At 47.5% G+C, this 22,124-nt stretch carries 17 protein-coding genes; 16 read left to right on the forward strand and 1 reads right to left on the reverse strand.

The window, feature by feature from the left end; genetic code table 11:
- Window positions 1-326 precede the first annotated feature (326 nt).
- The 14 genes from ilvE to yihA all read left to right on the forward strand — a co-directional run bounded on the left by ilvE (window position 327) and on the right by yihA (window position 19,103).
- Window positions 327-1,232 (forward strand): branched-chain-amino-acid transaminase, encoded by a 906-nt coding sequence (ilvE, locus tag BM058_RS10830; protein ID WP_090927065.1) that lies wholly within the window; start codon window positions 327-329, stop codon window positions 1,230-1,232.
- Window positions 1,233-1,635: 403 nt separating this feature from the next.
- Window positions 1,636-3,363: an acetolactate synthase large subunit gene (gene ilvB, locus BM058_RS10835; protein ID WP_245736945.1), complete on the forward strand. Its 1,728-nt coding sequence runs from the start codon at window positions 1,636-1,638 to the stop codon at window positions 3,361-3,363.
- The gene (gene ilvN, locus BM058_RS10840) at window positions 3,360-3,881 is read left to right on the forward strand and encodes an acetolactate synthase small subunit (RefSeq protein WP_090927066.1); all 522 of its coding nucleotides are present in this window, start codon (window positions 3,360-3,362) and stop codon (window positions 3,879-3,881) included. Before ilvB ends, ilvN begins: the two co-directional genes overlap by 4 nt.
- A gap of 37 nt (window positions 3,882-3,918) precedes the next feature.
- On the forward strand, window positions 3,919-4,911 hold the full coding sequence (ilvC, locus tag BM058_RS10845) for a ketol-acid reductoisomerase (RefSeq protein ID WP_090927067.1): 993 nt from the start codon (window positions 3,919-3,921) through the stop codon (window positions 4,909-4,911).
- Window positions 4,895-6,475 (forward strand): 2-isopropylmalate synthase, encoded by a 1,581-nt coding sequence (locus BM058_RS10850; protein WP_090927068.1) that lies wholly within the window; start codon window positions 4,895-4,897, stop codon window positions 6,473-6,475. The genes ilvC and BM058_RS10850 overlap by 17 nt, the downstream gene beginning before the upstream one ends.
- 38 nt (window positions 6,476-6,513) lie before the next feature.
- Window positions 6,514-7,590 (forward strand): 3-isopropylmalate dehydrogenase, encoded by a 1,077-nt coding sequence (gene leuB, locus BM058_RS10855; RefSeq protein WP_090927069.1) that lies wholly within the window; start codon window positions 6,514-6,516, stop codon window positions 7,588-7,590.
- Window positions 7,591-7,627: 37 nt separating this feature from the next.
- A complete protein-coding gene (leuC, locus tag BM058_RS10860; protein ID WP_090927070.1) occupies window positions 7,628-9,043 on the forward strand; it encodes a 3-isopropylmalate dehydratase large subunit in 1,416 nt (471 codons plus the stop codon).
- A gap of 28 nt (window positions 9,044-9,071) precedes the next feature.
- Window positions 9,072-9,659 carry a 3-isopropylmalate dehydratase small subunit gene (gene leuD, locus BM058_RS10865; RefSeq protein ID WP_090927071.1) on the forward strand — a complete coding sequence of 196 codons (588 nt, stop codon included), beginning with the start codon at window positions 9,072-9,074 and terminating at the stop codon, window positions 9,657-9,659.
- 126 nt (window positions 9,660-9,785) lie between these two features.
- Entirely contained in the window at window positions 9,786-10,793 is a 1,008-nt protein-coding gene (locus BM058_RS10870) for a tetratricopeptide repeat protein (RefSeq protein WP_090927072.1), read from the forward strand.
- Window positions 10,794-10,957: 164 nt separating this feature from the next.
- Window positions 10,958-12,301 carry a trigger factor gene (tig, locus tag BM058_RS10875; protein WP_090927073.1) on the forward strand — a complete coding sequence of 448 codons (1,344 nt, stop codon included), beginning with the start codon at window positions 10,958-10,960 and terminating at the stop codon, window positions 12,299-12,301.
- 387 nt (window positions 12,302-12,688) lie between these two features.
- Complete coding sequence (gene clpX / locus BM058_RS10880; RefSeq protein WP_090927074.1) at window positions 12,689-13,969, forward strand: ATP-dependent protease ATP-binding subunit ClpX; 1,281 nt, start codon at window positions 12,689-12,691, stop codon at window positions 13,967-13,969.
- Window positions 13,970-14,154: 185 nt separating this feature from the next.
- Window positions 14,155-15,870 carry an ATP-dependent protease LonB gene (lonB, locus tag BM058_RS10885; RefSeq protein WP_090927075.1) on the forward strand — a complete coding sequence of 572 codons (1,716 nt, stop codon included), beginning with the start codon at window positions 14,155-14,157 and terminating at the stop codon, window positions 15,868-15,870.
- 334 nt (window positions 15,871-16,204) lie between these two features.
- Entirely contained in the window at window positions 16,205-18,535 is a 2,331-nt protein-coding gene (gene lon, locus BM058_RS10890) for an endopeptidase La (protein ID WP_245736947.1), read from the forward strand.
- Window positions 18,522-19,103 carry a ribosome biogenesis GTP-binding protein YihA/YsxC gene (gene yihA, locus BM058_RS10895; RefSeq protein WP_090927077.1) on the forward strand — a complete coding sequence of 194 codons (582 nt, stop codon included), beginning with the start codon at window positions 18,522-18,524 and terminating at the stop codon, window positions 19,101-19,103. Before lon ends, yihA begins: the two co-directional genes overlap by 14 nt.
- Window positions 19,104-19,116: 13 nt before the next feature.
- On the opposite strand, the gene BM058_RS10900 is transcribed toward yihA, so the two are convergent.
- The gene (locus BM058_RS10900) at window positions 19,117-19,596 is read right to left on the reverse strand and encodes a hypothetical protein (protein ID WP_090927078.1); all 480 of its coding nucleotides are present in this window, start codon (window positions 19,594-19,596) and stop codon (window positions 19,117-19,119) included.
- Window positions 19,597-19,838: 242 nt separating this feature from the next.
- On the opposite strand from BM058_RS10900, the gene hemA reads away from it, so the two are divergent.
- Both hemA and BM058_RS10910 read left to right on the forward strand, forming a co-directional pair.
- On the forward strand, window positions 19,839-21,230 hold the full coding sequence (gene hemA / locus BM058_RS10905) for a glutamyl-tRNA reductase (protein ID WP_090927079.1): 1,392 nt from the start codon (window positions 19,839-19,841) through the stop codon (window positions 21,228-21,230).
- A 17-nt stretch (window positions 21,231-21,247) separates the two neighbouring features.
- Complete coding sequence (locus BM058_RS10910; protein ID WP_090927080.1) at window positions 21,248-22,078, forward strand: cytochrome C assembly family protein; 831 nt, start codon at window positions 21,248-21,250, stop codon at window positions 22,076-22,078.
- The last annotated feature ends 46 nt before the right edge of the window (window positions 22,079-22,124 follow it).

The following is a 22,124-nucleotide window of genomic DNA, read 5'->3' on the forward strand; positions in this document are numbered from 1 at the left end:
TTTTGGTCAACTTCATCATAACGGAATAACGATGGCTTTAGCTATACCTTTAACTATGCCTTTAGCTGTTGCATTTAATTTTACAATCAAGCAAAATTTATGTAAGAGAGATAATCCTCCAAAAAGCTTGACAAATAGATAGTGTAACCGCATTCAAATACAATGTCTCTTTTTGAATCGTCTAATAATTTTAAAAAAGGGATTGACCGAAAGCTTTAACCGGCGTATTATAAATGTCAAACACGTAATTGACACGGATAATTTTCAGAATAACCATGCATTTACGTTACCGTTTAATATTGAAGAAACATCAGAGGTGATCGGGCATGGGGGAACAATGGATTTATCTGGACGGAGAATTTGTTGAAAAAGAAAATGCGAAAATTTCCGTTTTTGATCATGGTTTTCTCTATGGTGACGGTGTGTTTGAAGGTATCCGTGTCTATAACGGCAATGTCTACAAACTTGATGAACACCTTGTCCGCCTTTATAATTCCGCAAAGTCGATAATGCTTGACATTCCGTACACGAAACAGGACCTTACAGACATTATTGTGGAGACGCTGAAAAAGAACGATCTTCGCGATGCCTATATCCGTCTTGTCGTTTCACGCGGCGTCGGGAACCTTGGACTGGATCCGGCATCGTGTGCGCGCCCGCAGCTTGTCGTCATTGCGGAAAAACTCGCTATTTACCCGAAAGAGTTTTATGAAAAGGGTCTGGATATCGTCACCGTTGCAACAAGAAGAAACCGCCCGGATGTATTGAGCCCTAAAGTAAAATCGTTGAATTATCTAAATAATATTCTTGTGAAGATTGAAGCTGGTCTAGCCGGTGTGAACGAAGCGTTGATGCTGAATAATGAAGGATATGTAGCGGAAGGCTCCGCAGACAACATTTTTATTCTGCGTGAAGGAGTGCTGTATACCCCTCCCGGCTACGTGGGAGCTCTTGAAGGAATAACCCGCCAGGCCATTGTTGAACTTGCCGGTGAAATGGGTTATGATTTAAGAGAGGAACCTTTCACACGGCACGATGTATACACGGCCGATGAAGTATTTCTTACCGGAACAGCTGCTGAAGTCATTGCTGTCATTAAGGTGGACGGCCGCATTATCGGCGACGGGAAGCCGGGTCCTGAAACACAACGGATTCTGGAAGCATTCCGTGGGAAAGTGGAAAAGGACGGCGTGAAGATTGAAGCGTCCCGTTCAGAAATGGAAATAAGCTGAAACAGCCCGGGGACAATCCCTGCTGCATATACGATAACAACTAAATGATGGAATACGCTGAAGAGGACCATTAGTCTACAGTCCGGCCTTTACAGAGATCCGTGGAAGCTGAGAAACGGAACTGCCGCTGTAGATGAACTCCCCTCTGAGTGCCTGTGTGAAAGCTTTAATGCCGGTAATACAGGCCGGGTGCAGCAACGTACACTTCACCCGTTATCATAACAGGCAGAACATGGCAGTCGTTCTGCCGCCAAGGCGGTTTTAACCGCAAAAAAGGGTGGTACCGTGGAAAGAAGTCTTTTCGCCCCTTTAACTGGAGTCATTCCAGTTGAAGGGCGGAAAGACTTTTTTATTTCAAATGTTTTAAGGACTAAACAAAACCAGGTATAAGGAGGAAGCAGAGATGGGACCAGAGACAGAAGAAATGCAGGGCCGTGAGCTCAAAGATGAAAACCAGGAAATGACGGGAGCGAGCATGCTTATTCAGGCGCTTGCCCGTGAGAATGTCGATGTCATCTTCGGCTATCCGGGCGGTGCCAATTTAACCACGTACGATGAGATTTACAGAACAGGAATGCATCATGTGCTTGCCCGTCATGAGCAGGGGGCGGTACATGCAGCGGAAGGGTATGCCAGAGTTTCCGGAAACCCCGGAGTCTGTGTCGTCACCTCAGGTCCCGGGGCAACCAACGTTGTCACAGGCATAGCCGATGCCATGATTGACTCGCTTCCTCTCGTTGTTATTACCGGCCAGGTGGCAACCAATGCAATCGGCACGGACGCTTTTCAGGAGGCGGACGTTATCGGAGTGACGATGCCGATTACGAAACACAATTTTCAGGCACGGGAAGTAGAGGACCTTCCGCGTATGATTAAGGAAGCCTTTCACATTGCTTCTACCGGCCGGCCTGGTCCTGTGTTAATCGATCTGCCAAAAGATATTGCGGCAGCTTCCGGTTTTTTCAACTACAATCAACCGGTAGAACTTCCTGGATATCAACCGACTGTCATTCCCAACAAGCTTCAAATCAAGAAGCTTGCCGATGCGGTAAGTGAAGCAGATAGACCGGTTGTTCTGACCGGCGCCGGTGTGCTTCATGCACACGGGTCAGATGAACTCTATGACTATATAACGAAACAGCAGCTCCCTGTTGCCAGCACACTGCTTGGTCTCGGTGCTTTCCCGGGAACCCACGAACTGTCTCTTGGTATGGTCGGCATGCACGGTACCTACACCGCAAACATGGCTTTGCATGAATCCGATCTTTTAATCAGTATCGGTGCACGCTTTGATGACAGGGTGACGGGGGCACTTAAGCACTTCGCGCCGAATGCCAAGGTCGCCCATATTGATATCGATCCGGCCGAAATCGGCAAAAACATCGAAACACAGATTCCTGTAGTAGGGGATGCAAAAGAAGCACTGCGGATGCTCAATGAATATAACGGCACCCCCGGTGAATTTTCGGAATGGAAACAACAGCTCCAGGCATGGCAGGAAGAATACCCGCTCTGGTATCACGAAGAGAAAGATTTTCTTAAGCCACAGCATCTCATGGAAATGATTTATGAAGAAACAAAAGGAGAGGCTGTTGTCACGACAGACGTCGGACAGCATCAGATGTGGGCTGCCCAGTACTATAAATTTGACCGGCCCGACTGCTGGGTAACTTCCGGCGGGCTGGGTACCATGGGTTTTGGCTTTCCCGCAGCTATCGGTGCTCAGTTTGCCGCACCGGACCGGCAGGTTGTAGCCGTGCTTGGCGATGCCGGATTCCAGATGACGGCACAGGAAATGTCCATTCTGCAGGAATTGAACCTGCCGGTAAAAATCATTCTCGTGAACAATGCTTCCCTCGGCATGGTCCGCCAGTGGCAGGAATTATTCTATGAACAACGCTATTCGAACTCTGTTTTCCCGATTCAGCCGGACTTTGTAAAGATGGCGGAAGCCTATAACATCAAAGGCTGGAAAATAGAGAACCCGGGTGACATGCAGGAGGTGCTGCGTGAAGCGCTTGCCCATTCCGGCCCGGTGCTGATGGACTGCCGGGTGGAAAAAGAAGAAAATGTCTATCCGATGATCGCGCCCGGAAAAGGCCATCATGAAATGGAGGGGATTAAACCGTGAAACGAACCATCATTGCAACAGTAAATAACAATTCAGGCGTAATGAACCGGATCACAGGGCTGTTTGCCCGGAGGCAGTTCAATATTGAAAGCATCACCGTCGGCATGACGGAAAATCCTGAAATTTCGCGCATGACGTTTGTGGTAAACGTTGATAACGAGCGTGGACTTGACCAGGTGATCAAACAGCTCAACAAACAGGTGGATGTACTCAAAGTGCGGGATATTACCGATGATTCGATTATTGCAAGAGAGCTGGCGCTTATAAAAGTTGTCGCCGCTCCGCAGCATCGAGGAGAAATATCAGCACTTGCCGAGCCGTTTCGGGCAACTGTGGTGGATGTGGGCCGTGAGAGCATTACACTCCAGGTAACAGGAGATCAGCAGAAAGTGGAAGCCTTAATAGACCTTTTGAAACCATATGGAATTAAAGAACTGGCCCGTACCGGCATCACCGCTTTCAAACGCGGAGCGGTAAAAAGTGATTTTGAAACGCCGAAACATTCTATCTTAAATTAATCTACAATTTTACTACAGAAAAAGGAGAGATTTGATTATGGCTAAAGCACTTTATAACGGAGATATTAACGAGGGAATTCTGCAGGACAAAACGGTAGCGGTAGTCGGATACGGCTCCCAGGGTCATGCCCACGCAAAAAACATGAGGGAAAGCGGCGTTCACGTTATTATTGGACTTCGTAAAGGCAAGTCCTGGACAAAAGCAGAAGAAGACGGTTTTGAAGTATATACTGTTAATGAAGCAGCCCGCAAGGCTGATGTCATTATGATTCTGCTTCCGGATGAGCATCAGACGGCCACCTACGAAAATGAAATCAAACCTGAGCTCAACTCTGGGAAAGCCATCGCGTTTGCGCACGGTTTTAACATTCACTTCAGCCAGATTGTTCCTCCGGAAGATATTGACGTGTTCATGATCGCACCGAAAGGACCGGGACACATCGTCCGCCGTGTATTTGAAGATGGTGCAGGCGTTCCTTCCCTTATCGCGGTATATCAGGATGCCACCGGCCAGGCAAAAGACATCGCTCTCGCCTATGCCAAGCAGATTGGAGCAGGACGTGCCGGAATTATGGAAACAACGTTCCAGGAAGAAACAGAAACCGACTTGTTTGGAGAGCAGGCTGTTTTATGCGGAGGTACGTCCGCCCTTGTTAAAGCCGGATTTGAAACGTTAGTGGAAGCAGGTTATCAGCCGGAGGTCGCCTACTTTGAGTGTCTCCACGAAATGAAACTAATTGTGGATCTCATGTATGAAGGCGGCCTGGAAGGCATGCGCTACTCCATTTCAGACACAGCTCAGTGGGGAGATTTCCAGGCAGGGCCGCGCATCATTACGGATGAAACAAGACAAACCATGCGTAATATACTCTCCGACATCCAAACCGGCCGCTTTGCAAAAGGCTGGATTCTCGAAAATCAAGCCAATCGCCCGGAATTTAATGCAACCAATGCGCGGGAAAACAGACATCAAATTGAAGAAGTCGGCCGTGAACTGCGTGAAATGATGCCGTTTGTCGGCAAAAAATAGAAAGGAGTGGTGGCAAGTGCGGAAGGTCAATGTTTTTGATACAACGCTTCGTGACGGAGAACAGGCCCCGGGTGTGAATTTTAATTTTGATGAAAAGATGCAGATTGCCTCCCAGCTGGAACGCCTCGGTGTCGATATTATCGAGGCCGGGTTCCCGGCCTCATCCAACGGTTCGTTTGAATCGGTGAAAAATATCGCTGATACGGTAAAGGGAAGTTCTGTCACAGGTCTTTCCCGCACCGTGACAAAAGATATCGATACAGCCTGGGAAGCGTTGAAAGGCGGCGAAGAGCCGAGACTGCACATCTTTATCGGCACGTCACCGATTCATATGGAGCATAAACTTCGTATGACACCGGAACAGGTAATAGAAAATTCTGTGGAAGCGGTGAAACATGCAAAGAAGAAATTCCCGCATGTGCAGTGGTCTGCAGAAGATGCCTGCCGCTCCGATCTTGACTTTCTCGTAAAGATCATTGAAAAAGTTATTGATGCCGGTGCTGAAGTGATTAACCTGCCGGACACCGTCGGGTATGTCACCCAGGATGAAATCCGCCGCCTTTTCCGCTATATCAAGGAAAATGTTCCTAACTCGGATAAAGCGATATTGTCCACGCACTGCCACGATGACCTCGGTATGGCAACAGCTAATTCCCTGGCTGCACTGGAAGCCGGAGCCGGACAGGTGGAGGGAACCATCAACGGCATCGGGGAACGTGCCGGCAATGCTTCACTCGAGGAAATTGCTGTAGCACTGAAGATCCGCAATGACTACTACAAGGCCGAAACCGGTCTGACTCTGAATGAAATCAAACGGACCAGCACCATGATCAGTAAACTGTCTGGTATGATGGTTCCCAGTAATAAAGCGGTCGTCGGGGACAACGCATTTGCTCATGAATCCGGCATTCATCAAGATGGTGTGCTGAAAAACAGTTCCACCTATGAAATCATCACACCTGACCTTGTCGGAGTGAATGCCAACCGAATGGTGCTCGGCAAATTGTCCGGTCTGCATGCGTTCAAGAATAAAATCGAATCACTCGGTTATCAGGCATCGGAAGAAGAACTCAAAAAAGTGTTTAAAGAATTTAAATCACTGGCAGACAAGAAAAGTGAAATAACGGATGAAGATATTATGGCACTGATGTCAGAAGAAAAAGCCGGAGAATCCGTCAGCTACTACGAGGTGCAGACACTGCAGGTGAATTACGGCACCACCAACATTCCAACGGCGACTGTAACGCTGAAAAATCCGGATGGTGAAACGATTCAGGATGCAGCAACAGGATCCGGCAGTGTGGAAGCTGTATACCAAACCATTGAACGAATGATCGGAGGACATGCGGATTTGAAAGATTACCGCATTCAATCCATTACCGGTGGACGTGATGCTCTTGCTGAAGTTTATGTACTGATGGATTATGAAGGAGAGGAAGTTTCCGGGCGCGGCACTGCAAATGATGTTCTGGAAGCTTCCGCCCGGGCTTATATCAATGCAATCAACCGTGCCCTCAACTATCAGGACGGACGTGATCTTCAGGCCGAAAAAGTAAATGTGTGACACCGGCCGGCAACGAAAGCTGTAAGGGAGAGAAGACGATGAAGAAAACAATTACCGTTCTTCCGGGAGATGGAATCGGCCTGGAAGTTGTAAAAGCTACCACCACTGTACTGGATAAAGTCGCAGCGCTTTACGGTCATGAATTTGAATATAAGTATGCCGATATCGGTGGAACAGCTATCGACAAACATGAAAACCCACTTCCACAGGAAACAGTTGACACATGTAAAAGCAGTGACGGCGTCCTGCTTGGAGCGGTAGGTGGTCCGAAATGGGAGAACCACTCTTCCGGATTGCGTCCCGAACAGGGACTTCTCGGTATCCGCAAAGCACTTCAGCTTTTTGCAAATCTTCGCCCCGTGACCGGTCATGAAAGTCTGACGGACGCTTCCAGTCTGAAAAAAGAAGTGGTTGATAATGTAGACCTCATGATTTTAAGGGAACTGACCGGTGGTATATATTTCGGCAGCCCGCAGGAACGCAGACAGGTGGACGGAGAAGAAGCAGCGCTTGATACGATGATTTATAAAAAATCCGAGATTGCGAGAATTGTCCGCCAGGGTTTTGAAATGGCACAGCTCCGACGCAATAAACTAACGTCGGTCGATAAAGCAAATGTGCTGGAATCGAGCCGGCTCTGGCGTGAAACGGTCGAAGAAATAAAAGGAGACTATCCGGATGTGGAAGTCGAGCACATGCTGGTCGATAATGCCGCCATGCAGATTATCCGTGAGCCTAAACAGTTTGATGTGATGGTAACCGGTAATATGTTTGGTGATATTTTAAGCGATGCCGCTTCGATGCTTACCGGCTCGCTCGGCATGCTGCCCTCAGCAAGTATCGGGGAACAGCCGCCTGGGCTTTATGAACCGGTTCACGGTTCTGCTCCTGATATTGAAGGACAGAACAAAGCCAATCCGCTCGCCATGATTTCCTCGGCGGCCATGATGCTGAAGTATTCATTTAAAATGACCGAAGAAGCTGACGCTCTGGATCAGGCAGTCTCTGACGTGCTGAGTGCAGGCCATCGTACAGGCGATATTGCGAAAGAAGGCGAAACCGCGCTGTCTACAGATGAAATGACAAATAAAGTAATTGAAGTAATGAAAAAATAACCGGGAAAACCGGGGGAGGTAAAGTGAGGGAAGCGGAATGAAACCAAAAACAATAATTGAAAAAATCTGGGAGGAGCATAAAGTACACTCAGAAGAAGGAAAACCGGATTTGATGTATGTTGACCTGCAGATGGTACACGAAGTGACATCTCCACAGGCATTTGAAGGGCTGCGTCTTTCAGGACGGAAAGTCCGCCGCCCGGATTTGACGTTTGCGACAATGGACCACAACGTACCGACGGAAAACAGATCTTCCATCACCGATGCTGTATCCAAAAAGCAGATGGAAACCCTGACAAATAACTGTAATGAATTCGGAGTGGAAATTGCGGATTTAAACAGCCCGAATAATGGTATTGTGCATATTATCGGGCCTGAACTGGGCCTTACCCAGCCGGGTAAAATTATTGTCTGCGGCGACAGCCATACGTCTACTCACGGCGCGTTCGGTGCGCTTGCTTTTGGTATCGGAACAAGTGAAGTGGAACACACGCTTGCCACCCAGACGCTGTGGCAGTCACCACCTAAAACAATGGAAGTACGCGTCAACGGACGTTTGAATCCGGGAGCAACGGCGAAGGATATTATTCTTGCTGTCATCGCTAAACACGGGGTGGATTTTGGTACAGGGCACGTACTGGAATACACCGGGGAAGCCATCCGTGGTTTAACGATGGAAGAACGCATGACCATCTGTAACATGTCCATTGAAGCAGGTGCAAGAGCCGGCTTAATCAGTCCGGACCAGGTAACGTTTGATTATCTGGAAGGACGCAGACACGTTCCTGAAGGCGAAGCGTTCAACGAAAAAGTGGAAGAATGGCAGGCGCTTGCCACTGACGAAGGCGCGGAATACGACGCTGTTGTGGAAATTGACAGTGAAGAGATTCAACCGATGGTGACATGGGGAACAAACCCGTCTCAAGGTGTCGGGATTCATGGCACCGTTCCTTCGCCGGAAGACGCGCAGACGGGCGCAGAACGCAAAGCCATTGAGCAGTCCCTTGAGTATATGGATCTGGAACCGGGCACGAAGATGACAGACATCCACATCCAGCATGTATTTCTTGGTTCCTGTACGAATGCCCGTATCAGCGACCTCCGCGCTGCTGCCAAAATCGCAGAAGGCCGGACCGTGGCAGATGGTGTGCGCGCTATGGTTGTTCCTGGATCGCAGCAGGTAAAAATGCAGGCGGAAGAAGAAGGGCTGGATAAAATCTTTAAAGATGCCGGTTTTGACTGGAGACAGTCCGGCTGCAGCATGTGTCTGAGTATGAATCCTGACTTTGTTCCGGAAGGGGAGCGCTGCGCGTCTACCTCCAACCGTAACTTTGAAGGACGCCAGGGTAAAGGCGCAAGAACACATCTTGTCAGCCCGGCTATGGCAGCAGCTGCCGCTATTGCCGGACGGTTTGTTGATATCCGGTATCTGGATGAAGCAGTAACGAACTAATAATCTATGAAGAAATGGGGGAACGAAAATGGAACCACTCGTGATACACACTGGGAATACGGCGGTTTTACCACGTGTCAATGTGGATACGGACCAGATTATTCCAAAACAGTTTTTAAAACGTGTTGAGCGCACCGGCTTCGGACAGTTTTTGTTTTTTGACTGGAGGTTTCTGGAAGACGGCAGCGACAACCCGGAATTTGAGCTGAACCAGCCTCACGCTGAAGGAGCGACTGTTCTGATTGCCGATCATAACTTCGGAAGCGGATCTTCCCGGGAACACGCTCCATGGGCACTTCAGGATTATGGATTCCGGGTTATCATTGCACCCAGTTTTGCTGACATTTTCTACAGTAACTGCTTCAAAAACGGTATTCTGCCGATACGTCTGGAAGAAGAAAAAGTGTATCGATTGATGGAAAAAGGGAAGAATCAAAAATATGACGTGATGGTCGATCTTCCAAACCAAAAAATCACCGATGAACAAGGTTTTGAAGAAACGTTTGAAATCGATAATTACTATAAAGAAATGCTCGTTAACGGTTGGGATGAGATTAGCATTACACTGCAATATGAAGATAAGATCGATAAGTTTGAGAAAAGCATGAACGTATAAACAGAACTCTTTCATTAACGAAAATATTCGTATATGCTAAGTACCGGGATAAAACAGAAAGGCAGCCTGCGTAAAGGCTGCCTTATTTTTCCATGACCATCACGGACAGGAAAGGGGGAGTGCACCATGAAAGAAAAAAAGGAACCGGAGCACAATATTATTTCTTTTCCAGGCTCGGCGGACCGATTATCGACAAACGGACTGGAAGAACTGAAAAAAGGAAACAAAGAGAAAGCAGTCAGTTTCTTTTCCGAAGCCCTGCAGCATGACTCTTTTCACGAAGAGGCGTCGTATGGTCTTCTTCTCGGACTTGCAGAAACCGGGAGACTAACAGAAGGAATCAAACTGGCAGAGCAGTTGATGGAGGGGAACAATCACAACTATTTCGAGGTGCTCCAGGTGTATGTATCGCTGCTTGCGCAGGCAGGTGAATATCAAAAAGTGATAACAATCCTTGAAGGTGTTCAGGAAGAACATCGTTTTCCAGTAAAGATGGCAGAGCAGCTGTTTGAACTGCTTGAGTTGTCACGCACCATGGCAGAAACAACGGTGGAGTCTGACGTGGAAGAAGCACCCCCGGACCGCGACTGGAACCGCGAACTGAAGTCAGGTGGTTCGGAATATAAATTATCCATTCTTCAGGAAATGAAAGAATATCCCTTTACTTCCGTGGTACCGTCCGTGAAGGTACTCCTCACCGATCCGGAAATATCTCCTCTTTTAAAAAGCATGCTTTTGTTTTTACTGAAGGATTTTCATATGGACCGGGAAGTCGATATTACGAAACTTGAGCGCACGGGCACGTTTATTCCTGCTTCTCTCCCTTCCCTGGAAGAGAGCTCTGTGTACATAAAAGCAAGCAGCATTCTTCATGAAGTGCTGGGTCACGAGGAACCGGTCCTGCTTGAACATAGTATGGAACTGCTGAAGGAACTGCTGCTGTTTTATTATCCTTTTCCACCGCCGCTGCTGACAGCCGGACTGGCCGCGGTGGTTCATGCAGAAGCTGCAGGACGGATCGGATACTCCGTCAAAGCGGAGGATACAGCGTCCCGTTACAATATTTCCAGCGAAACTTTTTGTGAAGTGAAAGAAGAATATGATACATTAAAAACCGGAATATCACATATATAAAGGCAGCTTTATTCCGGTGAGAGCCGAGTAGTCCTTTATAAACAGAAATCCGTATTCGAACAGGCTTCCTTATGCCGTTTTTTCATTGAAATGAATATTTGATATGTTATAATAAGGAGGTTGTGAATACGGAGATAACCTATGAAACTTGGAGGGAAAGATAAATGAGCGCTGAGAATGCCAATTGGGAAAAACAAGAAGGGAACCAGGGCGTCCTGACAATCGAAGTCGATTCGGAAAAATTTGAAGAAGCACTCGATCAGGCGTTCCAAAAAGTAAGAAAACAGGTGGATATTCCTGGTTTCCGTAAAGGGAAAGTGCCGCGCAAGCTGTTTGAACAGCGTTTCGGTGTAGAATCTCTTTACCAGGATGCGGTGGACATTGTACTGCCGGATGCTTATTCCGAAGCCGTCCAGGAAACGCAGATTGAACCGGTCGATCAGCCGGATATTGATATTGAAGAAATTGAAAGAGGAAAAAATCTCGTCTTCAAAGCAACTGTTACCGTAAAACCGGAAGTAGAGCTGGGTCAGTATAAAGAGCTGGAAGTGGAAGAATTCGACACGTCCGTTTCGGAAGAAGACGTACAGGCAGAACTCGACAAACTCAAGGAACAGCAGGCAGAGCTTGTTGTTGTTGAGGACGGTGAAGTGCAGGACGGAGATACCGTTGTCATGGACTTCAAAGGGTATGTAGACGGTGAAGCGTTTGAAGGCGGCGAAGCGGAGAATTATTCGCTCGAAATCGGATCCGGTCAGTTTATTCCCGGGTTTGAAGAACAGATTACCGGCATGACTCCCGGTGAAGAAAGAGATATCACGATCACCTTCCCAGAAGAGTATCATTCAGAGGAACTCTCCGGAAAAGAAGCTGTGTTTTCCGTGAAGCTTCATGATATTAAACGCAAAGAACTTCCTGAGATGGATGACGAATTCGCTAAAGATGTGGATGAAGACGTCGAGACATTTGATGAGCTGAAGAAAAAGCAGGAAGACAAGCTGAAGCATGATAAAGAGCATGAAAAAGAACATCATGAACGTGATACGGTCGTTGAAAAAGCGGCGGAAAATGCTTCTGCTGATATTCCGGACGCGATGATTTCTTCAGAATCAGACCGCATGATGCAGGAATTCGACCAACGCCTGCAGTCACAGGGCATGTCTCTTGATATGTATTATCAAGTAGCAGGCACGGACGAAGAAGGCATGAAAGAACAGTTCAAAGGCGAAGCGGAAAAACGGGTGAAAATGAACCTCACTCTTGAAGCTGTGGCAGAAGCGGAAAACGTCGAAGCTGACGACGATGACGTGGAAAAAGAACTGGACAAAATGGCCGGCACGTATCAGCGGGATAAAGAAGAAATCCGGCAGCTTCTCGCTATGCAGGGCGGTACGGATGCGTTGAAAGACGATCTCAAGATTCAGAAGGCGATTGACTTTCTCGTAGAAAACAGCAAGACCGTACCGAAGTCCGAAGAAAATGAAAGCGAAGCAGAAGAGAACGAATAAAGGAAGTTAAACCCTAAAAGCGTGAATGAAGCTTTTAGGGTTTTTCATAACACAAAAATAAAAACCGGAGGCCGTCCAGTCAGAAAAAAGTCTGGTACATCATTATTTTTGTGAAAAAAGAAGGAATGCTGTACTTCATGGTTGAATATATATGAGGAAAGTGTCTATGATATAAGAGGCGTTTCTACATAAGATGCGGCAGAATATTCGTTTTTCCAGCCGTATTGTTTCAAGTCGGACCAGTGTGTATGATACAATGCAGATCATAATCATATACTATGGTCATTATGTACTCGAAGAAAATGTTCGGTATAACATGGAAATCATTTAAATGATTGTACTGAAACGGAAAAGTTCGTGTACAATATCCATGTAAGGGGTGAGAAAATGTTTAAGTTCAACGAAGAGAAAGGACAACTGAAATGTTCTTTCTGTGGAAAGACACAGGACCAGGTGAGAAAATTAGTCGCTGGACCCGGCGTTTATATATGCGATGAATGCATCGAGCTGTGTACGGAAATTGTAGAAGAAGAACTTGGCACAGAAGAGGAAGTGGAACTCGAAGAACTTCCGAAACCAAATGAGATCAATGTGACGCTTGACGATTATGTCATCGGTCAGGAAAAAGCGAAACGTTCTCTGGCTGTAGCGGTCTACAACCACTATAAAAGGGTGAACTCTGCATCGGCGAAACAGCAGGGTGATGTAGAACTTGCCAAAAGTAACATCTGTATGATCGGACCTACCGGCAGCGGAAAAACGTTGATGGCACAGACGCTTGCAAGAATACTGAACGTCCCGTTTGCAATGGCGGATGCTACATCGCTGACTGAAGCCGGATATGTTGGAGAAGACGTGGAAAATATTCTGCTGAAACTTCTTCAGGCAGCCGATTATGATGTGGAGAAAGCTGAAAAAGGGATTATTTATATTGATGAGATCGATAAAGTAGCTCGTAAATCGGAGAACCCATCCATTACAAGAGACGTTTCCGGTGAAGGGGTGCAGCAGGCCCTTCTGAAAATTCTTGAAGGGACAACGGCAAGCGTTCCTCCACAGGGCGGCCGTAAACATCCTCATCAGGAGTTCATACAGATTGACACATCGAACGTACTCTTTATCTGCGGCGGTGCATTCGACGGGATAGATCAGATTGTTCAGGAACGCCTTGGTAAACAGGTGATTGGTTTCGGTTCTGAATCGGAAAAAGCCGACATGGATAAAGATGAATATATGAGCCGTATTCTCCCGGAAGATCTTCTCCGCTATGGTTTGATTCCGGAATTTATTGGACGCCTTCCGGTTATCTCGAGTCTATCTGAACTTGACGAAGATGCGCTTGTGGATATCCTCACGCAGCCGAAAAATGCCCTTGTGAAGCAGTACCAGAAGCTTCTCGAAATGGATGACGTGGAACTGGAATTCACAGATGAAGCTCTACGTGCAATTTCCCGCGAAGCTATCGAGCGGAAAACCGGAGCCCGTGGTCTTCGTTCCATTATTGAAGGTATCATGCTTGACATCATGTATGATCTTCCGAATAAAGAAGATATCGCTGTTTGTACCATCACAGCAGAAGCCGTAACTGATGACGTATCACCGGTTCTCAAGACACATGATGGCAAAGAAGTTTATCTGGAAAGTAAAGCACCTAGAGAAAGCGCCTGAAATTAAGGCAGAACGGTCCAGCCGAAGCTCGGCTGGACCGTTCACTTTTATCGGCCTCCGTCACGTGGAAAAATAGGAAAGTCTCCAAGCCGCACACTTCCTGAAAAGATCACCACCGCTTTGCATGTTCGATCGCGAACAGCGGCATACTAAAACCGGGAAGACGGCAAGGAGGCTTAAAACAAATGAATCTGATGATGGGAATACTTATTGTTCAAATGATATTCGGGGTCATTGTGGGACTTTATTTTTGGAATCTGCTCAGGCAGCAGCGTGCAGGTAAAACAGCGATTCAAAAGGATTCTAAAAAAGAAATCGAACAGCTCAGCAGGATGCGCTCTGTTTCGTTATCCCAGCCGCTGACAGAAAAAGCCCGCCCTGCAGCATTGACCGATATCATCGGACAGGAAGAAGGGATCAAAGCGCTCAAAGCAGCGCTGTGTGGAGAGAACCCGCAGCATGTTCTATTGTACGGCCCGCCCGGCATTGGCAAAACGGCAGCGGCCAGGCTCGTACTTGAAGCCGCTAAATGTAATCCAGCTTCTCCGTTTAAGAGAAATGCCGCGTTTGTGGAAATAGACGGAGCAACCTCCCGTTTTGATGAACGAGGTATTGCCGACCCTTTACTTGGCTCGGTGCATGACCCGATTTATCAAGGTGCAGGTGCGATGGGTCAGGCCGGGGTACCCCAGCCTAAGCAGGGGGCAGTTACAAAGGCCCACGGCGGTATGTTATTTATCGACGAAATAGGTGAACTGCACAGCATACAGCTGAATAAACTGCTGAAAGTACTTGAAGACCGTAAAGTGTATCTGGAAAGTGCGTATTACAGTGAAAACAATCCACAGATTCCAACGTACATCCATGATATCTTTAACAACGGACTTCCTGCGGACTTTCGTCTTGTGGGAGCCACGACAAGGCAGCCGCATGAGCTGCCTGCCGCGTTACGATCCCGCTGCATGGAAATATACTTCCGGCCGCTGGATGACTCTGAGGTTCGGGAGATTGCATTTCAGGCCGGGGAAAAGAGCGGGGTTCAGCTTACGGAAGAAGCATTGTATTTAATATCCCGCTTTGCAAGTAACGGCCGGGAAGCAGTTCATATCGTTCAAATTGCGGCAGGAGCGGCAAAGGAAGACGAACGCTCCCTCCTGGGTCCAAATGATATAGAGTGGGTTCTTCAGGCAGGCCGGCTGGAGCCAAAACCCGGCCGGTCTATGCAGCATCAGCGCTTTGTTGGAAAAGTGAACGGGCTTGCCGTAACGGCGGCTGGATCCGGTATGATCCTTGACATTGAATCAGCAGCCAAAAAAGGCACCTACCCGGGTAATGTCACAGTAACCGGAATCATGGAAGAAGAAAATCACGCAACGCCTGTTTATTCCACCCGGCGGAAAAGCCTGGCTAAAAGTTCAGTGGAAAATGTGGTGACGGTGCTCCAGACGATGCATCTGCCGGTCAAAGAATATGATATTCACGTTAATTTTCCCGGCGGACTTCCAGTTGATGGTCCCTCAGCAGGATCTGCTATTCTCCTTGCTGTTTACTCAGCGGTAAAGCAGATAAAAGTAATGCCGCTCACAGCTGTAACCGGAGAGATTGGAGTTCGGGGCGATATAAAACCTGTCGGGGGAGTGCCGGAAAAAATTGACGCAGCATTTAAGGCAGGGGCAAAGGTTGTGTTTATTCCCCGGGAAAATGACCGTTCCTCCTTTCACGAGCAGAAAGAAGGTACAGTCATTCCCGTGGCAAGGGTGGAAGAACTGCTGAAAAAAGCACTACTGCCCGAAGAAGAGGCGGAAGGAACCACTCCCGGGTTCATTATACCGTCCGGTGACACCTCGGTTTCCTACCATGAGACCGAGGAACCTGGAATTAGACAAATGAATGAAAAATAGGATAGAATAAAACCATCATGCAGTAGAAAAGAAAAAGCGCACGATGCTGTGCTGTTTTATAGAGAAACAGACCCGCGACAAAGCAAGATGAAAAGAAGCGGGTCTTTTTTTAAAAGAGAAGAGAATGTTTTTTCTTTCCGGAAATTCCGGCGGGACAGAAAATATAAAAATTGCAGCGTTACAAGGTCGGGGTTTATCTCTCAGCTGTTCAGAGCAGCTGATTGCCCTGTGCGCCCGGACCGGAACCTGCCGCGGCTTCCCAGGATGCTTGCGCTTTTCTTATTTTACATATCTACAGTGATGGAAATGAACTGAAAAAATGGAGGTATTGCCGGTGGAACAAGAAAACCGAAAGATTCCGCTGCTACCGCTGCGGGGACTTCTTGTATTTCCGACGATGGTACTGCATCTGGATGTCGGCCGTGAAAAATCGGTGCAGGCTCTGGAACAGGCAATGGTTGATGACAGCGAAATCATGCTGACCAGCCAGATCGATTTATCCGTTGATGAGCCGAGTGAACAGGATATGTATCATATTGGTACACATGCGAAAGTGAAACAGATGCTGAAGCTGCCAAATGGAACAATCCGCGTACTCGTAGAGGGTCTGGCACGAGCGGAAATCAGCCGCTTTTTAGAGCGGGAAGACTATTTTGAAGTGGAAATGAAAAGGCTTGAAAACGAAGAAAACGACTATGACTCTGAAGAACTGGCTTTAATGCGCAACGTGATAGAGCAGTTTGAGCAATACGTGTCGATCTCCAAGAAGGTATCCAATGAAACACTGCAGTCCGTACAGGATATCGCAGAACCGGCGAGGCTGGCGGATGTCGTTTCTTCCCATCTGCCCCTGAAAATCGCAGAGAAACAGAAGCTTCTTGAAACAGTGCCGGTACATGACCGCCTGATGAAAATCCTGGAAACGCTCAATAACGAAAAAGAGGTGCTCGGTCTTGAAAAGAAAATCGGGCAGCGCGTAAAAAAATCCATGGAAAAGACGCAGAAAGAGTACTATCTCCGGGAGCAGATGAAAGCTATTCAGAAAGAACTCGGCGATAAAGATGGGAAGACAGAGGAAGTAGAGGAACTGAAACAAAAAATAGAAGAGGCCGGCATGCCGGAGAATGTGAAAGAAAAAGCTTATAAAGAAATGGACCGCTACGAAAAGATGCCTTCTTCTTCGGCGGAAAGTTCGGTTATCCGTAATTATATCGAATGGCTCACTGTCATTCCGTGGACGGAGGAAACCGAAGACCGCCTGGATATCAACCATGCCCAGCGTATTCTCGATGAAGATCACCACGGTCTCGATCAGGTGAAAGAGCGCGTTCTTGAATACCTGGCCGTTCAGGAAATGACGCAGTCTCTGAAAGGGCCGATACTATGTCTCACCGGTCCGCCCGGGGTCGGCAAGACATCGCTTGCACGTTCTGTCGCCCGCGCGCTCGAACGGAATTTCGTACGGATGTCGCTTGGCGGCGTGCGGGATGAAGCGGAAATCCGCGGACACCGGCGCACCTATGTAGGAGCGATGCCGGGAAGAATTATTCAAGGCATGAAAAAAGCCGGTTCGACCAACCCGGTCTTTCTGCTCGATGAAATCGATAAAATGGCCAGCGATTTCCGCGGCGATCCTTCTGCGGCCATGCTCGAGGTGTTGGACCCGGAGCAGAATAATTCGTTCAGCGATCATTTCATTGAAGAGCCGTATGACTTATCCCAAGTGATGTTCATCACAACCGCCAACAACGTGTCAACAATTCCCGAACCGCTTCTTGACAGGATGGAATTTATTTCGATTGCCGGCTATACGGAAGTGGAGAAGCTGGGAATTGCCAAAAATCATCTTCTTCCGAAGCAGACGGCAGAGCATGGATTGTCGAAAGGAAAAATTCAGTTTAAGGAAGACGCGCTTCTGAAAATTATCCGTTATTATACGAGAGAGGCAGGAGTGCGGAGTCTGGAACGGGAAGTTGCCAACGTCTGCCGGAAAGCAGTGAAACGTATCATTTCCGGAGAGCGTAAACGAGTCATCGTTACAGTGAACACGATAGAAGATATGCTTGGACAGCCGAAATACAGATACGGCAAAGCGGAGGAAACCGATCAGGTCGGTGCAGCCACAGGTCTTGCCTATACGACAGCCGGAGGAAACACACTATCCATTGAAGTGTCGCTGGCACAGGGCAAAGGAGAGCTGACTCTGACAGGCAAACTTGGAGACGTAATGAAAGAATCAGCCCAGGCTGCGTTCAGTTACATCCGGTCGCGTTCTGAAGAGTTGAAGATTGATGAGGATTTCCACGAGAAATACGATATCCACATTCATGTACCCGCAGGGGCGACTCCAAAAGACGGGCCTTCTGCCGGTATTACAATGGCAACGGCTCTGATTTCGGCGCTGACAAAAAGGCCGGTTAAAAAAGAAGTAGGTATGACAGGGGAAATCACCCTGCGTGGACGGGTGCTGCCAATCGGCGGTCTGAAAGAAAAAGCAATGAGCGCACACCGTGCAGGGCTGGAGACTATTATCATACCGGAAGAAAACAAAAAAGATATTGAAGATGTACCGGAGAGTGTAAGAAAAGGTCTTACCTTTATTGTGGTTTCACATTTGGATGAAGTATTGGCATATGCATTGGGGGAGGCAAATGAAAGTAAATGAAGCGGAACTCTTGATTAGTGCTGTCCGGCAGGATCAGTATCCAAAGAATAGTCTGCCCGAGATTGCTCTGGCGGGACGCTCCAACGTCGGGAAATCATCATTTATTAACACACTGGTTACACGCAAAAACCTGGCTCGTACGTCAAATAAGCCGGGGAAAACGCAGACACTGAATTTTTATGACCTTGAGGGCAGGATGATGTTTGTGGATGTACCAGGCTACGGCTATGCCAAAGTTTCCAAATCGGAGCGGGCAGCATGGGGGAAAATGATGGAGACGTACTTTTCCTCCAGAGAAAACCTGCGCGGAGTGGCGGTGATTATCGACTCGAGACACTCGCCGAGTGCGCTGGACATTCAGATGTACAAGTATCTTAAAGAGTTTGAACTGCCTGTTCTTGTCATTGCGACAAAAGCTGATAAAGTATCAAAAAACAAACGGCCGAAACATGTCAAACACATTAGAGAAACCCTGGAGCTGGAGAAAACAGATGATATTATTTTGTTTTCAGCAGAAACCGGACAAGGGAAAGAAGATGCCTGGAAATCAATCCAGGCTATGGTGTAGATACGTCTCCTTTCTATTTTCGCACAATGACCATATAAAGGCCGAAGCCAAGAAGCAGTAAGGGACCGAACATCTCTACAATATAGGATGCATGCGGTCCCGCAGTCTGTTTGAGTACAGAACTGTACAGAAAGCCGGCGCCGAGAATGGAGAGCAGAATCCCCGTAAACCATCCGGAATTTCTCGTTTTCAGCGAGTCGGCAAGAAAAGCGGCCCCGAAGTATAGAAAGTACATGCCGGTGTGGTCCGGCCAGAATGCGGTAAACTCCAGGAGATAAAAGTGGATTCCAAATAATGACAGAATCACTCCCGGAAGGAAGGAAAGCGGGATACGCCCGCTGATGCTTTCCAAAAGAAAAGCGGTCCCCGAAACCAGAAGCAGTACCGGCCAGGCTGTCCACAGTCCGCCGGCGGTAAGCTCCCAGTTTTCGACAATAAGCATCAGGGCAAGTCCGGAAACAATGATACCATAAAAGATGCTCTGCTTTTTCATATGTATCCTCCATCAAGTCATTAGAATGATGTCGATTATTTATGATATCATATAACAATACAATCTACAGCCGGGTTCCGCCCGGCTCTGTTTGAGAATTTAAAAGTCAGGAGCTGTTCACATTTCATTATTCATGTGGGATCCGGGCATGATATAATGAATGAGTGCAGACAAGTATACGTGTAAATTAGACGCTGAATAAAAGAGAGAGATATCGTGTTGCAATCGGGGGTGAAGGAAACATGCATATTATCGTTGCCGGCTTTGATTATAAAACGACCCCTGTCGAAATCAGAGAACAGCTGGCGTTTCAGGAAGAATCGCTGCCGGATGCGCTGCAGAAACTTAGAAACATGAAAAGCATATTGGAATGTACCATTATTTCGACATGCAACCGCACGGAGATTTATGTTGTTGCCGATCAACTGCATACCGGACGGCATTTCATTAAGAAATTTCTATATGAATGGTTCGGTCTTCCTATAGATGAGTATGGGGCTCATCTGAATATCCGGGAAAATGATACGGCGATACAGCACCTTTTCCGGGTAAGCACAGGGCTGGACTCTATGGTTCTTGGGGAGACACAGATTCTGGGGCAGGTGAAAGACGGCTTTTTTCTCGCGCAGAATGAGGGAGCTACCGGAACTGTACTGAATGAACTGTTCCGGCAGGCTGTCACGTTTGCGAAGAAATCACACAACGAGACAGAGATTAATGACAATGCTGTTTCCGTCAGCTACGCCGCTGTTGAACTCGGGAAAAAGATTCTCGGCGATTTCCGGGACAAGCATGTTATGGTGCTTGGGGCCGGTGAGATGAGCGAATTGACAGCCAAACACCTTTATGAAGGCGGAGCAGCTGAGGTGACAGTATTAAACCGGACGTATGCCAAAGCTGCTGAACTGGCGGAACGGTTTTTCGGCACGGCCGGCAGTATGGAAGAACTGCAGCGCTGTATGGAAAAAGCGGATATTGTTATTTCATCCACAGGCTCCAGTGATTATGTTATAGATAAGACATGGATGGAGAGTGTACTGAAACAGCGCCGCGGACGTCCTCTTTTCATGGTGGATATTGCCGTTCCACGTGACTTTGATCCCGCTCTGGAAAAGCTGGATAACGTCTTCCTTTATGATATTGATGATCTACAGGGTATCGTGGCGGCAAACATGGAAGAAAGAAAGACGGAAGCAGAAAAAATAGAAGCAGGTATTCAGGACGAGCTCGCTTCTTTCAAAGAGTGGGTGCACACGCTTGGTGTGGTACCTGTCATTTCCGCGCTTAGAACAAAAGCGTTGTCTATCCAGTCTGAAACGATGGACAGCCTGGAGCGCAAACTTCCGGATTTATCGGAGCGTGACAAAAAGGTTCTGCGTAAGCATACGAAGAGCATAGTCAATCAGATGCTCCGTGATCCCATTACAAGAGCGAAAGAAATGGCCGGAGAACCTGATGCAGATGAGTCGCTTGCGTTATTTACCGAGATATTCGGGCTGGATGAGGAAGTGGAAGCGGCCAGAGAGGCCGAAGAGAAGCAGTTAAAAGTGGAAGAAGCGGAACAGGAATGGGGCCGTAAAAAACGTCAGACCTCCCCTTATGCTTATGCTAAGGACATCAGCTTCCACTCCTAGGAGAGGAGTTGTCACGAATGGTTGCTTCTGCGGGTATTATTTATGCTTTAACGATTGTGCTGTACAGTCTGAGTGTGCTCGGATATTTTATTGATTTTCTGCAGAACAACCGGAAGGTGAACCGGATCGCCTTCTGGTTGCTTTCTATCGTTTGGATGCTTCAGACACTGTTTTTTGTTATTCGAGCGCTTCAGTATGACAGACTGCCCATCATTACACCGTTTGAAGGGCTGTTTTTTTATGCCTGGCTTCTCGTGAGTCTGTCTCTGATTATTAATTGGTTTTTCCGAGTCGACTTTCTGGTATTTTTCACTAATGTCGTAGGTTTTGTCATGATGGCTTTCAGCCTGTTTACGCCGGGCGGCGATGTGCCGTCGGATTTAAATGAGCTCCTCATTTCCGAGCTCTTGATTGTTCATGTGACTTTAATTATGGTAGGTTACGCCGCCTTTACGATAGCCTTTGTTTTTGCGGCACTGTATGTTTTCCAGCATCATCTGCTGAAGCAAAAACGCTGGGGAAAGCGGCTGCTGCGCCTCGATAATCTTCCGAAAATGGAACGTTTTATTTTCTGGATGACAACGTTCGGGGTTCCTTTTATGCTGCTGGGCTTTATTCTTGGGTTCGTATGGGCTTCGATTCAGCTCTCTCAGCTGCCTTGGCTTGATGCCAAAGTGATAGGGTCGGCTGTCGTGCTGGCTGTGTACAGCGCTTATCTCTATCTATGGGCCGTCAGGCATCGTAGAGGTTATAACATGGCGCTGTTTAATATAGCGGGTTTTATGTTTGTGTTGATTAACTATTTTCTATCAAGCGAACTTACTGATTTTCATTTCTGGTATTTTTAAAATACAGGGGACAATGTTTAGATGTATTCCTTCTGGTGCAGGATGG

It is taken from the genome of Salibacterium qingdaonense (genome assembly GCF_900114715.1).
Lineage (GTDB): Bacteria > Bacillota > Bacilli > Bacillales > Marinococcaceae > Salibacterium > Salibacterium qingdaonense.